At 65.0% G+C, this 16,885-nt stretch carries 17 protein-coding genes; 13 read left to right on the top strand and 4 right to left on the bottom strand.

All coding sequences use genetic code 11. The annotated features are described in order from the left end of the window. Positions 1-194: 194 nt before the first annotated feature. Together metK and N0B71_RS05780 are read right to left on the bottom strand one after the other, a co-directional pair. A complete protein-coding gene (metK, locus tag N0B71_RS05785) occupies positions 195-1,385 on the bottom strand; it encodes a methionine adenosyltransferase (RefSeq protein WP_259757778.1) in 1,191 nt (396 codons plus the stop codon). 18 nt (positions 1,386-1,403) lie between these two features. Then, complete coding sequence (locus N0B71_RS05780) at positions 1,404-2,405, bottom strand: ArsR/SmtB family transcription factor (RefSeq protein WP_259757777.1); 1,002 nt, start codon at positions 2,403-2,405, stop codon at positions 1,404-1,406. A 225-nt stretch (positions 2,406-2,630) separates the two neighbouring features. Between N0B71_RS05780 and tkt the strand changes: the two genes are divergently transcribed. The 9 genes from tkt (at position 2,631) to N0B71_RS05735 (ending at position 10,762) form a co-directional block, all read left to right on the top strand. Beyond that, the gene (gene tkt, locus N0B71_RS05775) at positions 2,631-4,628 is read left to right on the top strand and encodes a transketolase (protein WP_259757776.1); all 1,998 of its coding nucleotides are present in this window, start codon (positions 2,631-2,633) and stop codon (positions 4,626-4,628) included. A 90-nt stretch (positions 4,629-4,718) separates the two neighbouring features. After that, on the top strand, positions 4,719-5,765 hold the full coding sequence (gene epd, locus N0B71_RS05770; RefSeq protein WP_259757775.1) for an erythrose-4-phosphate dehydrogenase: 1,047 nt from the start codon (positions 4,719-4,721) through the stop codon (positions 5,763-5,765). A gap of 28 nt (positions 5,766-5,793) precedes the next feature. Then, a complete protein-coding gene (locus N0B71_RS05765; protein WP_259757774.1) occupies positions 5,794-6,957 on the top strand; it encodes a phosphoglycerate kinase in 1,164 nt (387 codons plus the stop codon). Positions 6,958-7,045: 88 nt separating this feature from the next. Next, positions 7,046-7,240: a hypothetical protein gene (locus tag N0B71_RS05760; RefSeq protein ID WP_259757772.1), complete on the top strand. Its 195-nt coding sequence runs from the start codon at positions 7,046-7,048 to the stop codon at positions 7,238-7,240. A 141-nt stretch (positions 7,241-7,381) separates the two neighbouring features. Continuing rightward, positions 7,382-7,717 (top strand): MliC family protein, encoded by a 336-nt coding sequence (locus N0B71_RS05755; RefSeq protein ID WP_259757771.1) that lies wholly within the window; start codon positions 7,382-7,384, stop codon positions 7,715-7,717. Between the two features lie 118 nt (positions 7,718-7,835). Further along, positions 7,836-8,900 carry a class II fructose-bisphosphate aldolase gene (gene fba, locus N0B71_RS05750; RefSeq protein WP_152226796.1) on the top strand — a complete coding sequence of 355 codons (1,065 nt, stop codon included), beginning with the start codon at positions 7,836-7,838 and terminating at the stop codon, positions 8,898-8,900. Between the two features lie 86 nt (positions 8,901-8,986). Continuing rightward, positions 8,987-9,412, top strand: a complete 426-nt coding sequence (locus N0B71_RS05745; protein ID WP_259757769.1) for a hypothetical protein — start codon at positions 8,987-8,989, stop codon at positions 9,410-9,412. A gap of 35 nt (positions 9,413-9,447) precedes the next feature. Continuing rightward, a complete protein-coding gene (locus N0B71_RS05740) occupies positions 9,448-10,218 on the top strand; it encodes a class I SAM-dependent methyltransferase (protein WP_259757768.1) in 771 nt (256 codons plus the stop codon). A gap of 49 nt (positions 10,219-10,267) precedes the next feature. After that, positions 10,268-10,762, top strand: a complete 495-nt coding sequence (locus N0B71_RS05735; RefSeq protein ID WP_259757767.1) for a YgjP-like metallopeptidase domain-containing protein — start codon at positions 10,268-10,270, stop codon at positions 10,760-10,762. On the opposite strand, the gene N0B71_RS05730 is transcribed toward N0B71_RS05735, so the two are convergent. Together N0B71_RS05730 and N0B71_RS05725 are read right to left on the bottom strand one after the other, a co-directional pair. Next, positions 10,756-11,223, bottom strand: coding sequence for a hypothetical protein (locus N0B71_RS05730; RefSeq protein ID WP_259757766.1), 468 nt, complete (start codon positions 11,221-11,223; stop codon positions 10,756-10,758). The genes N0B71_RS05735 and N0B71_RS05730 overlap by 7 nt on opposite strands. Before the next feature lie 176 nt (positions 11,224-11,399). Continuing rightward, complete coding sequence (locus N0B71_RS05725) at positions 11,400-13,829, bottom strand: penicillin-binding protein 1A (RefSeq protein WP_259757765.1); 2,430 nt, start codon at positions 13,827-13,829, stop codon at positions 11,400-11,402. Between the two features lie 186 nt (positions 13,830-14,015). Between N0B71_RS05725 and N0B71_RS05720 the strand changes: the two genes are divergently transcribed. Genes N0B71_RS05720 through pilP form a run of 4 tightly spaced genes read left to right on the top strand, consistent with a single transcriptional unit; the run spans position 14,016 to position 16,850 of the window. Beyond that, positions 14,016-15,080 (top strand): pilus assembly protein PilM, encoded by a 1,065-nt coding sequence (locus N0B71_RS05720; RefSeq protein ID WP_017520515.1) that lies wholly within the window; start codon positions 14,016-14,018, stop codon positions 15,078-15,080. Continuing rightward, the gene (pilN, locus tag N0B71_RS05715; RefSeq protein WP_259757764.1) at positions 15,080-15,670 is read left to right on the top strand and encodes a type 4a pilus biogenesis protein PilN; all 591 of its coding nucleotides are present in this window, start codon (positions 15,080-15,082) and stop codon (positions 15,668-15,670) included. The genes N0B71_RS05720 and pilN overlap by 1 nt, the downstream gene beginning before the upstream one ends. Then, on the top strand, positions 15,667-16,329 hold the full coding sequence (pilO, locus tag N0B71_RS05710) for a type 4a pilus biogenesis protein PilO (protein WP_259757763.1): 663 nt from the start codon (positions 15,667-15,669) through the stop codon (positions 16,327-16,329). The genes pilN and pilO overlap by 4 nt, the downstream gene beginning before the upstream one ends. Further along, positions 16,326-16,850, top strand: a complete 525-nt coding sequence (pilP, locus tag N0B71_RS05705; protein WP_259757761.1) for a type 4a pilus biogenesis lipoprotein PilP — start codon at positions 16,326-16,328, stop codon at positions 16,848-16,850. Before pilO ends, pilP begins: the two co-directional genes overlap by 4 nt. The last annotated feature ends 35 nt before the right edge of the window (positions 16,851-16,885 follow it).

Genomic DNA, 16,885 nt, shown 5'->3' with positions numbered 1-16,885 from the left:
GGGACAGGAAGGAGGCTTCGTTGTGTGGTGTCGGACGCCGGTGATTGTAGGAGCGAGCTTGCTCGCGAACCGCCCAATGCCGTCGCCCGGGCTGTTCGCGGGCAAGAGCTCGGCGTCCCCCTCGCTCCTACGCATGCGTTGGCAGCCGAAACGAAAAAGCCCCGCCGAGGCGGGGCTTTTTCTCGCTGGCGGTCTTACAGGCCGGCGGCGTCACGCAGGGCGGCAGCCTTGTCGGTGCGCTCCCAGGTGAAGGCGGTGAAGGTGTCGCCGTCGTAGGTCATTTCGAACGGGTTGCGACCGAAGTGGCCGTAGGCCGCGGTCGGCTGGTACATCGGGTGCAGCAGGTCGAGCATCTTGGTGATCGCGTACGGGCGCAGGTCGAAGTGCTCGCGGACCAGCTGGACGATCTTGTCGTCGCCGATCTTGCCGGTGCCGAAGGTGTTGATCGAGATGGAGGTCGGCTGGGCCACGCCGATGGCGTAGGACACCTGGATCTCGCAACGCTCGGCCAGGCCGGCAGCGACGATGTTCTTGGCCACGTAGCGGCCGGCGTAGGCGGCGGAACGGTCGACCTTGGACGGGTCCTTGCCGGAGAACGCGCCGCCGCCGTGGCGGGCCATGCCGCCGTAGGAGTCGACGATGATCTTGCGGCCGGTCAGACCGCAGTCGCCCACCGGGCCGCCGATCACGAAGTTACCGGTCGGGTTGATGTGGAACTGGGTGTCCTTGTGCAGCAGTTCGGCCGGCAGCACCTGCTTGATGATCAGCTCCATCACGCCTTCGCGCAGGTCCTTGTAGCTGACTTCCGGGTTGTGCTGGGTCGACAGGACGATGGCGTCGATGCCGACCACCTTGCCGTTTTCGTAGCGGCAGGTGACCTGGGACTTGGCGTCCGGGCGCAGCCACGGCAGCAGGCCGGATTTGCGCGCTTCGGCCTGGCGCTCCACCAGGCGGTGGGAGAAGCAGATCGGCGCCGGCATCAGCACGTCGGTTTCGTTGCTGGCGTAGCCGAACATCAGGCCCTGGTCGCCGGCGCCCTGGTCTTCCGGCTTGGCGCGGTCGACGCCCTGGTTGATGTCCACCGACTGCTTGCCGATGATGTTCAGCACGCCGCAGGTGGCGCCGTCGAAGCCGACGTCGGAGCTGTTGTAGCCGATGTCGATGATGACCTTGCGCACCAGCTCTTCCAGGTCGACCCAGGCGGAGGTGGTGACTTCACCAGCGATGATCGCGACACCGGTCTTCACCAGGGTCTCGCAGGCCACGCGGGCGTATTTGTCCTTGGCGATGATGGCGTCGAGCACCGCATCGGAAATCTGGTCCGCGATCTTGTCCGGATGGCCTTCGGAGACGGATTCGGAGGTGAAAACAGAGTATTCGCTCATCTAACGGTTCCTATTCAATTACCGGTGGGTGAGGACGCTTCGCGAATCCGGCTTGGCGAAGTGCCGTACCTGGATCTGAAAGCCATTACGTAAACCGATGTACACACTTTCGCCGGACGCGAGCCCGGCGGCGTCGGCCCAATGGGCCAGGTCTTCCTGTTCGAACCCAAGCCACAGATCCCCGCAGGCCTCGCGGGCCCAGCTCTGGTCGTGGCTGCAGAGTTCGGTCACCAGCAGGCTGCCACCGGGTTTCACCAGGTGCGCCAGCTGCTTCACGGCCTCGGCCGGTGCGGCGAAGTGGTGCAGGACCATGTTCAGCACCACGCAATCCGCCGCGTCGTCGACATCCCGCAGGGCGTCGGCCAGCCGCAGCCGGACGTTGTTCAAACCTTCACTGGCGCAGCGTTGCCGCGCCATTTCGAGCATGGTCTCGCTGTTGTCCAGCGCGGTGACCTGATCGAAACGCCGGGCCAGCTCCGGGAGGAATCCACCGTCGCCGGGGCCGACTTCCAGCGCCGTGGCGCCGGGGGCGAAGCTCAGTGCATCGAGCAGCGCCAGCACGCTTTCGCGGTATTGCGGCAGTCCTGCGATCAGGTCCTGGGTCGCCTGGAATTTCTCCGCGCTGCGGGCGAAGAAGTCGCGGCTGACGGCCGCACGCTGGGCGTGCACGCCATCGATGCGGGCGCTGACGTCATCGGCCAGGGCCAGTTCGTCGACTTCCTCGAGCAGTGCGCCGTGCAGCGTGCCGCCCAGGCTCTCGGCCTGCGGCAGGGCGCGGCGATAGAAGATCGCGTTGCCTTCGCGGCGGGTGGCTACCAGACCGGCCTGGGCCAGCACCTTCAAGTGGTGGCTCATGCCCGACTGGCGCACGCCGAAAATATGCGCCAGTTCCAGCACGCCGAACGAATCGTTGGCCAGTACCCGCAGCACGTTCAGCCGCAGCGGATCGCCGCCGGCCTTGCACAGGGCAGCCAGCTGGTCGCAATCGTCGTGGCGGATTTCGGGCAGGCGCAGACTCATAGGTGGCGCAGTCTAGTCGCGGGTTCCGGGGCGGGCAATAGCTGTATCAAAAAGTTTTGATATTGGCGGATGAGTGGTTTTTGACCAGTGGGGCGGCGCAGGAGCGTGCCTTGCATCAGGCATCTGCCGATCTGTCATTGCCCCGCAGGGCCCGGCTGGGCGAAAATACCGGCCTTTTTTCATTCCCTTCGATCTTTCGAAGCAGCCCCCGCAGGAGATTCAGCGATGCCCAGCCGTCGTGAGCGAGCCAACGCCATCCGCGCACTGAGCATGGATGCCGTGCAGAAAGCCAACAGCGGCCATCCTGGCGCCCCCATGGGCATGGCGGATATCGCCGAAGTGCTCTGGCGCGATTACCTCAAGCACAACCCGAGCAACCCGCAATGGGCCGACCGCGACCGCTTCGTGCTGTCCAACGGCCACGGCTCGATGCTGATCTATTCGCTGCTGCACCTCACCGGCTACGACGTCACCGTCGATGACCTGAAGAATTTCCGCCAGATGCACTCGCGCACCCCGGGCCACCCGGAGTACGGCTACACCGCCGGCGTTGAGACCACCACCGGCCCGCTGGGCCAGGGCATCGCCAACGCCGTGGGCATGGCGCTGGCCGAGAAGGTGCTGGCCGCGCAGTTCAACCGCGACGGCCACCGCATCGTCGATCACTACACCTACGCCTTCCTGGGCGACGGCTGCATGATGGAGGGCATCTCCCATGAAGTCGCCTCGCTGGCCGGCACCCTGCGCCTGAACAAGCTGATCGCCTTCTACGACGACAACGGCATCTCCATCGACGGCGAAGTCCACGGCTGGTTCACCGACGACACCCCCAAGCGCTTCGAGGCCTACGGCTGGCAGGTGATCCGCAACGTCGACGGGCATGATGCCGACGAGATCAAGACCGCCATCGAGACCGCCCGCAAGAGCGACGCGCCGACCCTGATCTGCTGCAAGACCATCATCGGCTTCGGCTCGCCCAACAAGCAGGGCAAGGAAGAAAGCCACGGCGCCGCCCTGGGCGTCGACGAAGTGGCCGCCACCCGCGCCGCGCTGGGCTGGAACCACGCGCCGTTCGAGATCCCGGCGGACATCTACGCCGAGTGGAGCGCCAAGGACACTGGCGCCACCGCCGAGGCCGAGTGGAACAAGCGCTTCGCCGCCTACCAGGCCGCGCACCCGGAACTGGCCGCCGAGTTCCAGCGCCGCGTTGCCGGTGAGCTGCCGGCCGACTTCGCCGAGAAGGCCGCGGCTTACGTCGCCGACGTCGCCGTCAAGGGCGAAACCATCGCCAGCCGCAAGGCCAGCCAGAACGCGCTGAACGCCTTCGGCCCGCTGCTGCCGGAGTTCCTCGGCGGCTCCGCCGACCTCGCCGGTTCCAACCTGACCCTGTGGAAAGGCTGCAAGGGCGTGAGTGCGGACGATGCCAATGGCAACTACGTGTTCTACGGCGTTCGCGAGTTCGGCATGAGCGCCATCATGAACGGCGTGGCCCTGCATGGCGGCTTCATCCCCTATGGCGCGACCTTCCTGATCTTCATGGAATACGCCCGCAATGCGGTGCGCATGTCCGCCCTGATGAAGCAGCGCGTGCTCTACGTGTTCACCCATGACTCCATCGGCCTGGGCGAAGACGGCCCGACCCACCAGCCGATCGAGCAACTGGCCAGCCTGCGCCTGACCCCGAACCTGGACACCTGGCGCCCGGCCGATGCCGTGGAGTCCGCGGTGGCCTGGAAATACGCCATCGAGCGTGCCGACGGCCCGTCCGCGCTGATCTTCAGCCGCCAGAACCTGCCGCACCAGCCGCGCGACGCCGCTCAGCTGGCCGACGTGGCCCGTGGCGCCTACGTACTCAAGGACTGCGACGGCGAGCCGGAACTGATCCTGATCGCCACCGGCTCCGAAGTCGGCCTGGCGGTGCAGGCGTTCGACAAGCTCAGCGCCGAAGGCCGCAAGGTGCGCGTGGTGTCCATGCCGTCCACCAGCGTCTTCGACCAGCAGGACGCCGGCTACAAGCAGGCCGTTCTGCCGGTCCAGGTGGGTGCGCGCATCGCCATCGAAGCCGCCCACGCCGACTACTGGTACAAGTACGTGGGCCTGGAAGGCCGCGTGATCGGCATGACCACCTTCGGTGAGTCGGCCCCGGCCCCGGCGCTGTTCGAGCACTTCGGCTTCACCGTCGAGAACGTGCTGGAAGTCGCTGCCGAGCTGCTCGACGCCTGATCCGGCTCTTGCAGGAGCGAGCTTGCTCGCGAACCGCTTCGCTCGATTCACGGGCAAGCCCGCTCCTGCGACGATCACCAAGGGATAACAATGTCCAAGCGCCCTTACCGAGTTGCCCTCAATGGCTATGGCCGCATCGGTCGCTGCGTGTTCCGTGCCCTGCACGAGCGCGGCGCCAAGGCCGAGTTCGCCATCGTCGCGTTGAACGACCTGGCGGACCTGGCCAGCCTGGAATACCTGACCCGCTTCGACTCCACCCACGGCCGCTTCCCCGGCGAGGTGAGCGTGGCCGATGGCTGCCTGCATGTCGGCAGCGACTGCGTGAAGGTGTTCCGCGAAGCCGAACCCGAGGCCATCGACTGGCGCGCCCTGGACATCGACCTGGTGCTCGAATGCTCCGGCGTCTACCACACCCGTGCCGACGGCGAGCGCTTCCTTGGCGCCGGTGCGCCACGGGTGCTGTTCTCCCAACCGATGGCCAGCGAGGCGGACATCGACGCCACCGTGGTTTTCGGCATCAACCAGCAGGGCCTATCCGGCTCCGAGACGCTGGTGTCCAACGCCTCCTGCACCACCAACTGCAGCGTGCCGCTGCTCAAGCTGCTGAACGAGGCCGTGGGCATCGAGTACGTCTCGATCACCACCATCCACTCGGCGATGAACGACCAGCCGGTGATCGACGCCTACCACCACGAAGACCTGCGCCGCACGCGCTCGGCCTTCCAGTCGGTGATCCCGGTGTCCACGGGGCTGGCGCGCGGCATCGAACGCCTGTTGCCGGAACTCGCCGGGCGAATCCAGGCCAAAGCCATTCGGGTGCCGACGGTGAACGTCTCGGCCCTGGACATCACGCTGCAGGTCTCCCGCGATACGTCGGCCGACGAGATCAACCGCGTGCTGCGCCAGGCCGCCACCGACGGTCCGTTGAAAGGCCTGCTGGCGTACACCGAGCTGCCCCACGCCAGCTGCGATTTCAACCATGACCCGCACTCGGCCATCGTCGATGGCAGCCAGACCCGCGTTTCCGGCCCCCGGCTGGTGAACGTGCTGGCCTGGTTCGACAACGAGTGGGGGTTCGCCAACCGCATGCTCGACACTGCAGGGCATTTCCTGCGTGTCGCCGCTACCGAACGTTAATCAAACAGCCCCTACAGGACTGACTGTCATGACCGTGTTGAAGATGACCGACCTCGACCTCCAAGGTAAGCGCGTACTGATCCGCGAAGACCTCAACGTTCCGGTGAAGGACGGTGTGGTCAAGAGCGACGCGCGTATCCTGGCCTCGCTGCCGACCATCAAGCTGGCCCTGGAGAAGGGCGCGGCGGTGATGGTCTGCTCGCACCTGGGCCGCCCGACCGAAGGCGAATTCTCCGAGGAGAACAGCCTGCAGCCGGTCGCCGACTACCTGGCCAAGGCCCTGGGTCGCGCCGTGCCGCTGGTCAAGGACTACCTGGGCGGCGTCGAGGTGAAGCCGGGTGAAGTCGTGCTGTTCGAGAACGTGCGCTTCAACAAGGGCGAGAAGAAGAACGCCGACGAACTGGCCCAGCAATACGCCGCCCTGTGCGACGTGTTCGTCATGGACGCCTTCGGCACCGCCCACCGCGCCGAGGGCTCGACCCACGGCGTGGCCAAGTTCGCCAAGGTCGCCGCGGCCGGCCCGCTGCTGGCCGCCGAGCTGGAAGCCCTGGGCAAGGCCCTGGGCAACCCGGCCCGCCCGATGGCGGCCATCGTCGCCGGCTCCAAGGTGTCGACCAAGCTCGACGTACTCAACAGCCTGGCGCAGATCTGCGACCAACTGATCGTCGGCGGCGGCATCGCCAACACCTTCCTCGCCGCGGCTGGCCACAAGGTCGGCAAGTCGCTGTACGAGGCCGACCTGGTCGACACCGCCAAGGCCATTGCCGCCAAGGTCAGCGTACCGCTGCCGGTGGATGTCGTGGTCGCCAAGGAGTTCGCCGAGAGCGCCGTCGCCACCGTCAAGGACATCGCCGACGTGGCCGACGACGACATGATCCTGGACATCGGCCCGAAGACCGCCGCCCAGTTCGCCGAGCTGCTGAAGACCTCCAAGACCATTCTGTGGAACGGCCCGGTGGGCGTGTTCGAATTCGACCAGTTCGGCGAGGGCACCAAGACCCTGGCCAAGGCGATTGCCGAAGGCTCCGCGTTCAGCATCGCCGGTGGCGGCGACACCCTGGCGGCCATCGACAAGTACGGCATCGGCGAGCAGATTTCCTACATTTCCACCGGCGGTGGCGCCTTTCTCGAGTTCGTCGAGGGCAAGGTCCTGCCGGCCGTCGAAGTGCTGGAGCAGCGCGCCAAAGCCTGACGCTCCGGGCGCCGCCGGGCGACAGTAAAGCAAACCTCTGCGGCATCCCCGGGTCACAAGCCTTGTACGGATGCCAAGGAGAACGGTCATGCGAGCTGTCACCCCCGTGCTGTCGTTATGCCTGGTGCTGGTGGGGTGCGCCGGAGGCGGCGCAGCCCCCAGTACCTGTGAAGTGATGAGCCCGCCCGCGGTCATGGTGCCCTCGGACCAGAACCGCGAACGGGTGGAAAGCCAGAGCAGCGGCGATCCGACCCCTGGCCAGAAGCCGGTGAACTGCCCCTGAGGCAGCGCCCGGCGGTCGGGTTCACGATCTGACGGTGCCGCCCGCGCTCACGCGCGGGCGGCACTGGCGTTCCTGCGGCGGGACGGGCAATCTGGCGCATTGGATATCCGGCGGCACGTCCGCCCGAAGGAGAATCGCCCGATGCTGCGTTATTTCGTCCCGGTGCTGGCCCTTGCGCTGCTGGCCGGCTGTTCCAGCCATTCGTCCGGCGGCAAGGCCGGCACGGGCACCGGCTGGAACCATTGGGTCTGCGACAGCGGGGCCGAGGTGCGCTGGCATTACGTGGACCCCAGCAGGTCGGTGGTCGACCTGCAACTGGGGGACGATGACGTAGTGCATCATCTGGAAGAGGAACCCGGCGGCTCCGGCGCTTTCTATAGCGACGGGCTGATCGGCTTGAGCATCAAAGGCGACCAGGGCGTGGTCTACTGGGTCGAGAGCAACGACCTGATCGGCCGTGGTTGCAAGGCGCGCTGAGCGCCGATTGTCCGGCGTGTGCTGGACTACTTGAACACCGCCTGCCCCTGCGGCAGGCTTGCACACCTATCTTTACGGGTTCATGTGAATGAGCCCGCCTTCTGGGAGAAGCGAGACCATGGCACTCATCAGCATGCGCCAAATGCTGGACCACGCCGCCGAGTTCGGCTACGGCGTTCCGGCTTTCAACGTCAACAACCTCGAGCAGATGCGCGCCATCATGGAAGCGGCCGACAAGACCGATTCCCCGGTGATCGTCCAGGCATCCGCCGGCGCCCGCAAATACGCCGGTGCGCCCTTCCTGCGCCACCTGATCCTCGCCGCCATCGAAGAATTCCCGCATATCCCGGTGTGCATGCACCAGGACCACGGCACCAGCCCTGACGTCTGCCAGCGCTCCATCCAGCTGGGCTTCTCCTCGGTCATGATGGACGGCTCGCTGAAGGAAGACGGCAAGACCCCGGCCGACTACGAATACAACGTCCGCGTCACCCAGCAGACCGTTGCCTTCGCCCACGCCTGTGGCGTGTCGGTGGAAGGTGAGCTGGGCTGCCTGGGCTCCCTGGAAACCGGCATGGCCGGCGAGGAAGACGGCGTGGGCGCCGAAGGCGTGCTGGACCACAGCCAGCTGCTGACCGACCCGGAAGAAGCCGCTGACTTCGTGAAGAAGACCCAGGTCGACGCCCTGGCCATTGCCATCGGCACCAGCCACGGCGCCTACAAGTTCACCAAGCCGCCGACCGGCGACATCCTCGCCATCGACCGCATCAAGGCGATCCACGCGCGCATTCCGGGTACCCACCTGGTGATGCACGGTTCCTCCTCCGTCCCGCAGGACTGGCTGGCGATCATCAACGAGTTCGGCGGCGAAATCCCGGAAACCTACGGCGTGCCGGTCGAGGAAATCGTCGAAGGCATCAAGTACGGCGTGCGCAAGGTCAACATCGATACCGACCTGCGCCTGGCCTCCACCGGTGCCATCCGTCGCTTCCTGGCGAAGAACCCCAGCGAGTTCGACCCGCGCAAATACTTCGCCAAGACCGTCGAAGCCATGCGCGATGTCTGCATCGCCCGCTACGAAGCCTTCGGCACCGCCGGCCACGCCTCGAAGATCAAGCCGATCTCCCTGGAAGGCATGTTCCAGCGTTACGCCAAGGGCGAGCTGGAAGCGAAGGTCAACTGATCCCGCTCCCGCTGCTGCTCTGTTTCTAGAGAGCTGAAGAGCCCCGCCCTGCGGGGCTCTTTCGTATCCGCCAGAAGGAAGTCCCGATGTTGCGTGCCTGGTTTTCCCTGCTGCTACTGGTCCTGCTCGCCGGCTGTTCGCTGCGCCCGACGGCGCCGGCGACCCCGCCGCCCAGGCCGCCGGTGGACCTGCCGGTGGACCTGCCGGTGGACGCGCAGAACTGCCTTACTCACCAGGAGTGCACGCTGAAGACCTCGCGCACCTTGTTGTTCGTCTTCGACTACGCGGAAGCCGGCGCGGCCCTGGTGGAGAACGAGAATCGCGTGCTCAGTACGCCGGCGAAAGCGCCGAAGAACGGCTGGCCGGCGATCCGCATCCAGTTGGCCGACCCGGAGGGTGGACGCTTCGAGTTTTCCAGCGTCTGCCGGCAGAAGCGCTGCCGCATCAAGGAAGCGCGACTGCTCAACTGCTACCGTAGTTACCTGGACGGCAAGGCCTGCCGATTCCGCTGAGCGCTGGTGCTCGCCGGGCAGGCTCTGGAGGCACGATGACGGATGTACATGGCAGTGCGCAGGAAGGTTTCACCCGCGAGGCAAAGGCCTATGCCCACGGTCGCCCGGACTACCCCGAGGAGTTGCTGGGCTGGCTGGGCGAGGCGTTGGACATCGGGGCCGGCAAGGAGGTGGTCGACCTCGGTGCCGGGACCGGCAAGTTCACTTCGCTGTTATTGCGCAGCGGCGCGCAGGTCACCGCGATCGAGCCGGTGGCGGCGATGCGCGAGCAGCTCAGTGCGTCGCTGCCCGCCGTGAAGGTACTCAACGGCACGGCCCAGGCGATGCCGCTGGCGGCGGAGAGCGTCGATGCGCTGACCTGCGCCCAGGCCTTCCACTGGTTCGCCGACGAGCGCGCCCTGGCGGAAATCCATCGCGTGCTGCGTCCGGGTGGCCACCTGGGGCTGGTCTGGAACGTGCGCGACGAGCGCGTCGATTGGGTCGCCCAGGTCACGCGCATCCTCGAGCGCTACGAAGGCAGCACGCCGCGTTTCCACACCGGGCAATGGCGCCGGGCCTTTGCCGGATCGCGCTTCGAGGATCTGCGCCTGCGCGAGTTCAGCTACCAGCATGTCGGCCCGCCGGAGCAGGTCATCGTCGCGCGGACTCTGTCGGTGAGCTTCATCGCCGCGCTGCCCGACGAGCAGAAGCAGCGGGTCGCCGAGCAACTGCACGAACTGATCGCTACGCACCCGGCGCTGAAGGGGCGCAGCGAAATTGCCTTCCCCTATCGCACCGAGGCCTATAGCACCCGCGCGCGGGCCTGAGTGGGAAATGCGCTAGACTGGCGGCTGTTCTGACCGCCAGTCGTTTCCCATGCAGCCGCTTCGCTATCTCCAGGCCTATCCGCCACAGCTCCAGGACCAGGTGCGCCAGCTCATCGAGCAGGACCGCCTCGGCGACTACCTGGAGCGCCGCTACCCCGGTCGCCACGACGTGCAGAGCGACAAGGCGCTGTACGGCTATGCCATGGACCTCAAGCAGCAATACATGCGCACCGCCCCGGCGGTGGACAAGGTGCTCTACGACAACAAGCTGGATGTGGTGCAGCGCGCGTTGGGCCTGAACACCGCGATATCCCGCGTGCAGGGCGGCAAGCTCAAGGCGAAGAAGGAAATCCGCGTTGCCTCACTGTTCAAGGACGCCGCCCCGGAGTTCCTGCAGATGATCGTCGTGCATGAGCTGGCGCACCTGAAGGAGCGCGATCACAGCAAGGCGTTCTACCAGCTCTGCGAGCACATGCTGCCCGGCTATCACCAGTTGGAGTTCGACCTGCGTGTCTACCTGACCTGGCGTGACCTGGCTCAGTAGTAGAGCCGCCCCAGGTAGAACAGCCCGACACACCACGGCAGCAACAGGGCGAAGCCCAGGTAGCGCAGCGCCCGACGCGGCCCGTGCGCGCCCCGGTTCAGCCAGTTGATACCCACCAGCAGCAGCGCATACACCGCCAAACCAGCCAACAGCAGCTGGTATTGCTCAACCGTGGGCGACACCGGGCCGAGGTGGGTATGGGTGAGGTGCCAGGCGCACAGGCCAATGGCCGGCACCAGCAGGATCAGCGCAACCAGCGTTCGGCCGGCCAGGCGCAGCAGGAAGGCGATCAGCAGTCCGCTCAGGCCGGCGCTGGCAATCAGCACCGCGAACAACTGGTCGAGGTAGACGAGATCAGGGGCAGGTTCGAGCGGGCGGGGTTGCGCGAGCAGGCGCAGCAAAGGCGCGCCCAGCAGCAGGGCGATCAGGCAGAACAGCCAGCCTGGCAGGGAGCGGGGCATCCAGACCTCCTGACGAAGTTGCCGCGGGAAGCCCCTGACGTACCGGATGGGGTCAGCCGCCTGGGGTTGTTCACCGCCGCAAACGCCAGAGTAATCAATGCGTTAGCGAAACGCCATGACTTTGTCGGAAGCGCTTCCCGAAAATGAGAAGGCCCCTGCACAGAGGGGCCTTCGTGTCAGAACAGGTCGATGGGCGCTTCTTCGTCCGCCGGCATGCCGCCGCCCGGAGCGCTGCCGCGAGGCAGCTCGCTCATCGTTGGAGGCGTGTCCTCCTTCTTGAACAGTTCGAAGTACGCGCCCGGCGTGCCGGGGCCTGCCGCGCGACCGGTCACCGGGTCGATGCGCAGGCTGATCAGGCCGGGCGGCTCGGGCAGCAGGTGCGACGGCTTGTCCTTGAGCGCCGCGCCCATGTAGCGCATCCAGATCGGCAGGGCGACGTTGCCGCCGTATTCCGCGCGACCGAGGCTTTCCGGCTGGTCGAAACCGACCCAGACGGTGGTCATGTAGTCGGCGTTGTAGCCGGAGAACCACGCGTCCTTGGACTCGTTGGTGGTGCCAGTCTTGCCCGCCAGGTCATCACGCTTGAGCGCCAGGGCCCGGCGGCCGGTGCCGCGCTTGATCACGTCCTGCAGCATGCTGGTCATGATGTAGGCGGTGCGGGCGTCGATGACGCGCTCGGCGGCGGCCGGCTCGACGGTAGTCTTGGCCTGGGTCGGGTCGTCATTGCCGAAGGCGTCGGTGCTGGCTGCTTCCGGTTGCGCCGGCACCTGTTCCTCGTCGTGGGGAATGCTGGGCGGGTTGGCCTGGTACAGCAGTTGCCCGTCGCGGCTTTCGATGCGCTGGACGATGTAGGGGGAGACCTTGAAGCCGCCGTTGGCGAAGACGGTCCACGCGCCGGCGATTTCCATCGGCGTCAGGGTCGCGGTGCCCAGGGCCATGGACAGGTTCGGCGGCAGGTCGTCCTTGTTCAGGCCGAACTTGCTGATGCAGTCCCGTGCGCGATTGACGCCCAGTGCCTGGAGGATGCGGATCGACACCATGTTGCGCGACTTGTACAGCGCCTCGCGCATGGGGATCGGGCCGAGGAAGGTGTTGGTGTCGTTCTTCGGCCGCCAGACCTTGTCCAGGTACTCGTCGTAGAACACCACCGGGGCGTCGTTGATCAGCGAGGCGGCGGTGAAGCCGTTGTCCAGCGCGCAGCTGTAGATGAACGGCTTGAAGCTGGAACCGGGCTGGCGACGGGCCTGGGTGGCGCGGTTGTAGTTGCTCTGCTCGAAGGAGAAGCCGCCGACCAGCGCCATGATCGCGCCGTCCTGCGGATGCAGGGACACCAGCGCGCTCTGCGCGGCCGGCACCTGGGTCAGGCGCAGCGAGCCATCGCTCTTGCGTTGCACGCGGATCACGTCACCGGCCTGCACCACGTCGCTGGGCTGGCTGGGCATGCGGCCCATGCTGTTGTTGCTCAGGTACGGGCGGGCCCATTTCATGCCGTCCCAGCTCAGGGCTTCTTCCTTGCCGTCGCGGGTCATGACCATGGCGCCGCTCTTCTCGACCTGGGTGACGATGGCCGGCTCCAGGCCGCCCAGCGGGCGCTGCTCGGCAATCGCCTGGCGCCAGGCGTCACGGGTCTTGCCCGGCAGGCGGGTTTCCGGCCCGCGGTAGCCATGGCGCTGGTCGTAGTCCTGCAGGCCTTCGCGCAGGGCGGTGTTGGCGTCCTCCTGCAGGTCACTGCGCACGGTGGTGTAGACGCGATAGCCCTCGGTATAGGCATCGCCACCGAAGCGGCCGACCAGTTCGGCGCGGGCCATCTCGGCGATGTAGGGGGCGGCCAGCTCCGGCGTCTGTACATGGTACGAGGCGCCCACCGGCTCCTGGATGGCGGCCTGGTAGCGCGCCTGGTCGATGAAGCCCAGCTTGAGCATGCGCTCGAGGATCCAGTTGCGACGCTCCAGGCTGCGCGCGGCGTTGGCCAGCGGGTTGTAGCGCGACGGCGCCTTGGGCAGACCGGCGATCATCGCCATCTGCGCCAGGCTCAGGTCCTTGATGGACTTGCCGTAATACACCTGGGCGGCGGCTTCGACGCCGTAGGCGCGGTTGCCCAGGTAGATCTTGTTGACGTAGAGCTCGAGGATCTCGTCCTTGGTGAGCGAGCGCTCGATCTGCAGGGCGAGCAATATCTCGTTGATCTTGCGGGAGAAACTGCGTTCGTTGGTGAGGAAGTAGTTCTTCGCCACCTGCATGGTGATGGTACTGCCGCCGGTCTGGATGTGGCCGGTCTTCAATAATTGCGCGGCAGCACGCATCAGGCTTTTGACGTCCACGCCATAATGGTTGGCGAAATTGTCATCTTCAGCCGATAACAGTGCGTGGGTGAAATCCGGGGGGATTTCAGCAAATCGAATCGGCGTTCGGCGCATCTCGCCAAACTCTGCTATCAATTTGTTATCAGCACTGTACACGCGCAGCGGCATCTGCAAGCGCACGTTGCGCAAGGCCTCCACGGACGGGAGGTTCGGGCTGAGGTACAGATAGGCGCCGCTGAAACTGAGCAGCACTCCACAAATAATGGTGACACAGGTCCACCACAGAAACTTCAGCAGGCGCATCGGGAAGGTCTTGGATTTCCAGAGAAAAGAAAGAGTTAAGCGGATGGCGCGGTAAAAAGAGAAAAGCTGATCACATTATAAGCAGTTTTTTTGCTGGCGAGCCATTTGCGCAGGTGTCAAGTCTGGTATCTAATGTGGAAAAACATAAATCGTCCGTAAGTCTCGGATGCTGATAGGAAATCAGTCGTGCTAGGGCTCTTCAATAAGAAAGCGAACACGCTGCTGGGGATAGACATCAGTTCGACTTCGGTCAAACTTCTCGAATTGAGCCGCTCTGGAGGCCGCTACAAGGTAGAGGCCTATGCTGTGGAGCCGCTCCCGCCCAATGCAGTGGTAGAAAAGAACATCGCTGAGCTGGAGGGTGTCGGCCAGGCGTTGTCACGCGTGGTCGCCAAGGCGCGGACCGCGGTGAAGACGTCTGCGGTCGCCGTTGCCGGCTCGGCGGTCATCACTAAAACCATCGAGATGGACGGCGGACTCTCGGACGATGAGTTGGAAAACCAGCTCAAGATCGAGGCCGATCAGTACATCCCCTATCCCCTCGAAGAGGTTGCGATCGACTTCGAGGTGCAGGGCACGTCCGCGCGCAACGCGGATCGCGTCGATGTTCTGCTTGCCGCTTGCCGGAAGGAGAACGTCGAGGTGCGCGAAGCTGCGCTGGCGCTCGCGGGCCTGACGGCCAAGGTCGTCGATGTTGAAGCCTATGCGCTGGAGCGAGCGTTCAGTCTGCTGGGAGACCAGTTGGGCGGCAATGCCGACGAGCTCACAGTTGCGGTGGTGGACATCGGCGCCACCATGACCACGCTCAGCGTCCTGCACCATGGTCGCACCATCTATACCCGCGAACAGCTCTTTGGTGGGCGCCAGCTGACCGAGGAAATCCAGCGTCGCTACGGCCTGTCGGTCGAGGAAGCCGGTCTTGCGAAGAAGCAGGGCGGTCTTCCGGATGACTACGACAGCGAAGTGCTGCAACCGTTCAAGGACGCCGTGGTACAGCAGGTGTCCCGTTCGCTGCAGTTCTTCTTCGCGGCCGGCCAGTTCAACGACGTGGATTACATCCTGCTCGCCGGTGGCACGGCGTCCATCCCCGACCTGGATCGCCTGATCCAGCAGAAGATCGGCACTCCGACCCTGGTAGCCAACCCGTTCGCCGACATGGTGCTGAGCGGCAAGGTCAACGCCGGTGCGCTGGCCAGTGATGCGCCGGCGCTGATGATTGCCTGCGGTCTGGCGATGAGGAGTTTCGACTGATGGCACGCATCAACCTATTGCCGTGGCGGGAGCAGCTGCGCGAGGAGCGCAAGCAGCGCTTCCTGGTGATTCTCGGGGCGGTGCTGGTCGCGTCGGGGGCAGTGGTGTTCCTCGGCGACCAGTATTTCAACTCGGCCATCGAGAACCAGGGCGCGCGCAACGACTTCCTGCGCAAGGAAATCGCCGTGCTGGATGCGCGCATCAAGGAAATCAGCGAGCTGAAGACGCGCCGCCAGCAGTTGCTGGAACGGATGAAGATCATTCAGGACCTGCAGGGTAACCGTCCGATCATCGGCCGGGTGTTCGACCAACTGGTGCGCACCCTGCCCGATGGCGTGTTCTTCACTGAGCTGAAGATGTCCGGCAAGTCCATCGCGATTGCTGGAGCGGCTGAATCCAACAACCGCGTCTCCAATCTCATGCGCAACCTGGATGCCTCGGAGTGGCTGACCTCTCCGAACCTGACCGAGGTGAAAGCGGTCACCCAGGGCGCTCTGGACCAGGCCAACGTCTTCCAGTTGACCGTGCAGCAGACCCAGCCTGGCGATGAGCAGGACAAGAAGAGTACCGCGCAAGGAGCCAAGAAATGAGTCTGGCCAGTTCTCTGGAGAGCTTGCGCAAGATCGACATCAACGATCTTGACCTGAATAACCTCGGTTCCTGGCCGGCGGCGGTCAAGGTCATCGCCTGCATTCTGCTGATGGCCGTGGTGCTGGCGCTGGGCTACAACTTCCACCTGAAGGATCTGCAGGACCAGCTCGACCGCAATCGCGAGGAAGAGCAGACCCTCAAGCAGCAGTTCTCGTCCAAGGCCTTCCAGGCGGCGAACCTGGAGGCCTACAAGGTGCAGATGAAGGAGATGGAAGAGTCCTTCGGCGCCCTGTTGCGTCAGCTGCCCAGCGACACCGAAGTGCCTGGCCTGCTGGAGGACATTACCCGCACCGGCCTGGGCAGTGGCCTGGAGTTCGAAGAGATCAAGCTGCTGCCGGAAGTGGCGCAGCAGTTCTATATCGAGCTGCCGATCCAGATCAGCGTGGTGGGTGGTTATCACGACCTGGCGACCTTCGTCAGTGGCGTATCCAGCCTGCCGCGGATCGTCACGCTGCATGATTTCGACATCAAGCCGGCCAGCTCGGACAGCACGTCCAAGCTGCGCATGAGCATCCTGGCGAAAACCTACCGGTACAACGACAAGGGCGTGAAGGCTACTGCCCCGGCGGCTGCTGCGAAGACAGGAGCGAAAAAATGAGGGGGCGCCTGATCGTTTGCAGTTTCCTGCTCCTGACGCTCAATGGTTGCGGCTCGGGAAGCGACTTCGCCGATCTGCAGGCCTACATGGACGAGGTACGGGCCCGGCCGAAGGGCACCATCGAGCCGTTGCCCAAGTTCCAGGCGTACGAGGCCTTCACCTACAGTGCAGCGTCCCTGCGCAGCCCGTTCCAGCCGCCGGTGAAGATCGACCTGGCGGTCAAGCAGAAGGGCAACAAGGTCATCAAGCCCGATGAAACGCGGGTCAAGCAGTTCCTCGAAGGCTTCAACATCGAAACCTTCGAAATGGTCGGCACCCTGGCCAAGGACAGTCAGGTATTCGCTCTCGTGAAAGGTGCAGGAGGGGTGCACCGGGTGCGAGTGGGGGATTACCTCGGTCGCAACGACGGCAAGATCGTTGCGATCAGCGAAGCCAAGATCGACGTGATTGAAATCGTTCCTGATGGTGAGGGTGGCTGGCTGGAGCGTCCGCGCAGCCTGACTCTCAAGGAACGCTCCTAAGGGCGGGGATGAACATGGATAACAAACAGCAGTCT

Source organism: Pseudomonas sp. GCEP-101 (genome assembly GCF_025133575.1).
GTDB lineage: Bacteria > Pseudomonadota > Gammaproteobacteria > Pseudomonadales > Pseudomonadaceae > Pseudomonas > Pseudomonas nitroreducens_B.
The sequence above is the reverse complement of the archived record's forward strand: the minus strand, read 5'-3'. Positions and strand labels throughout refer to the sequence as shown.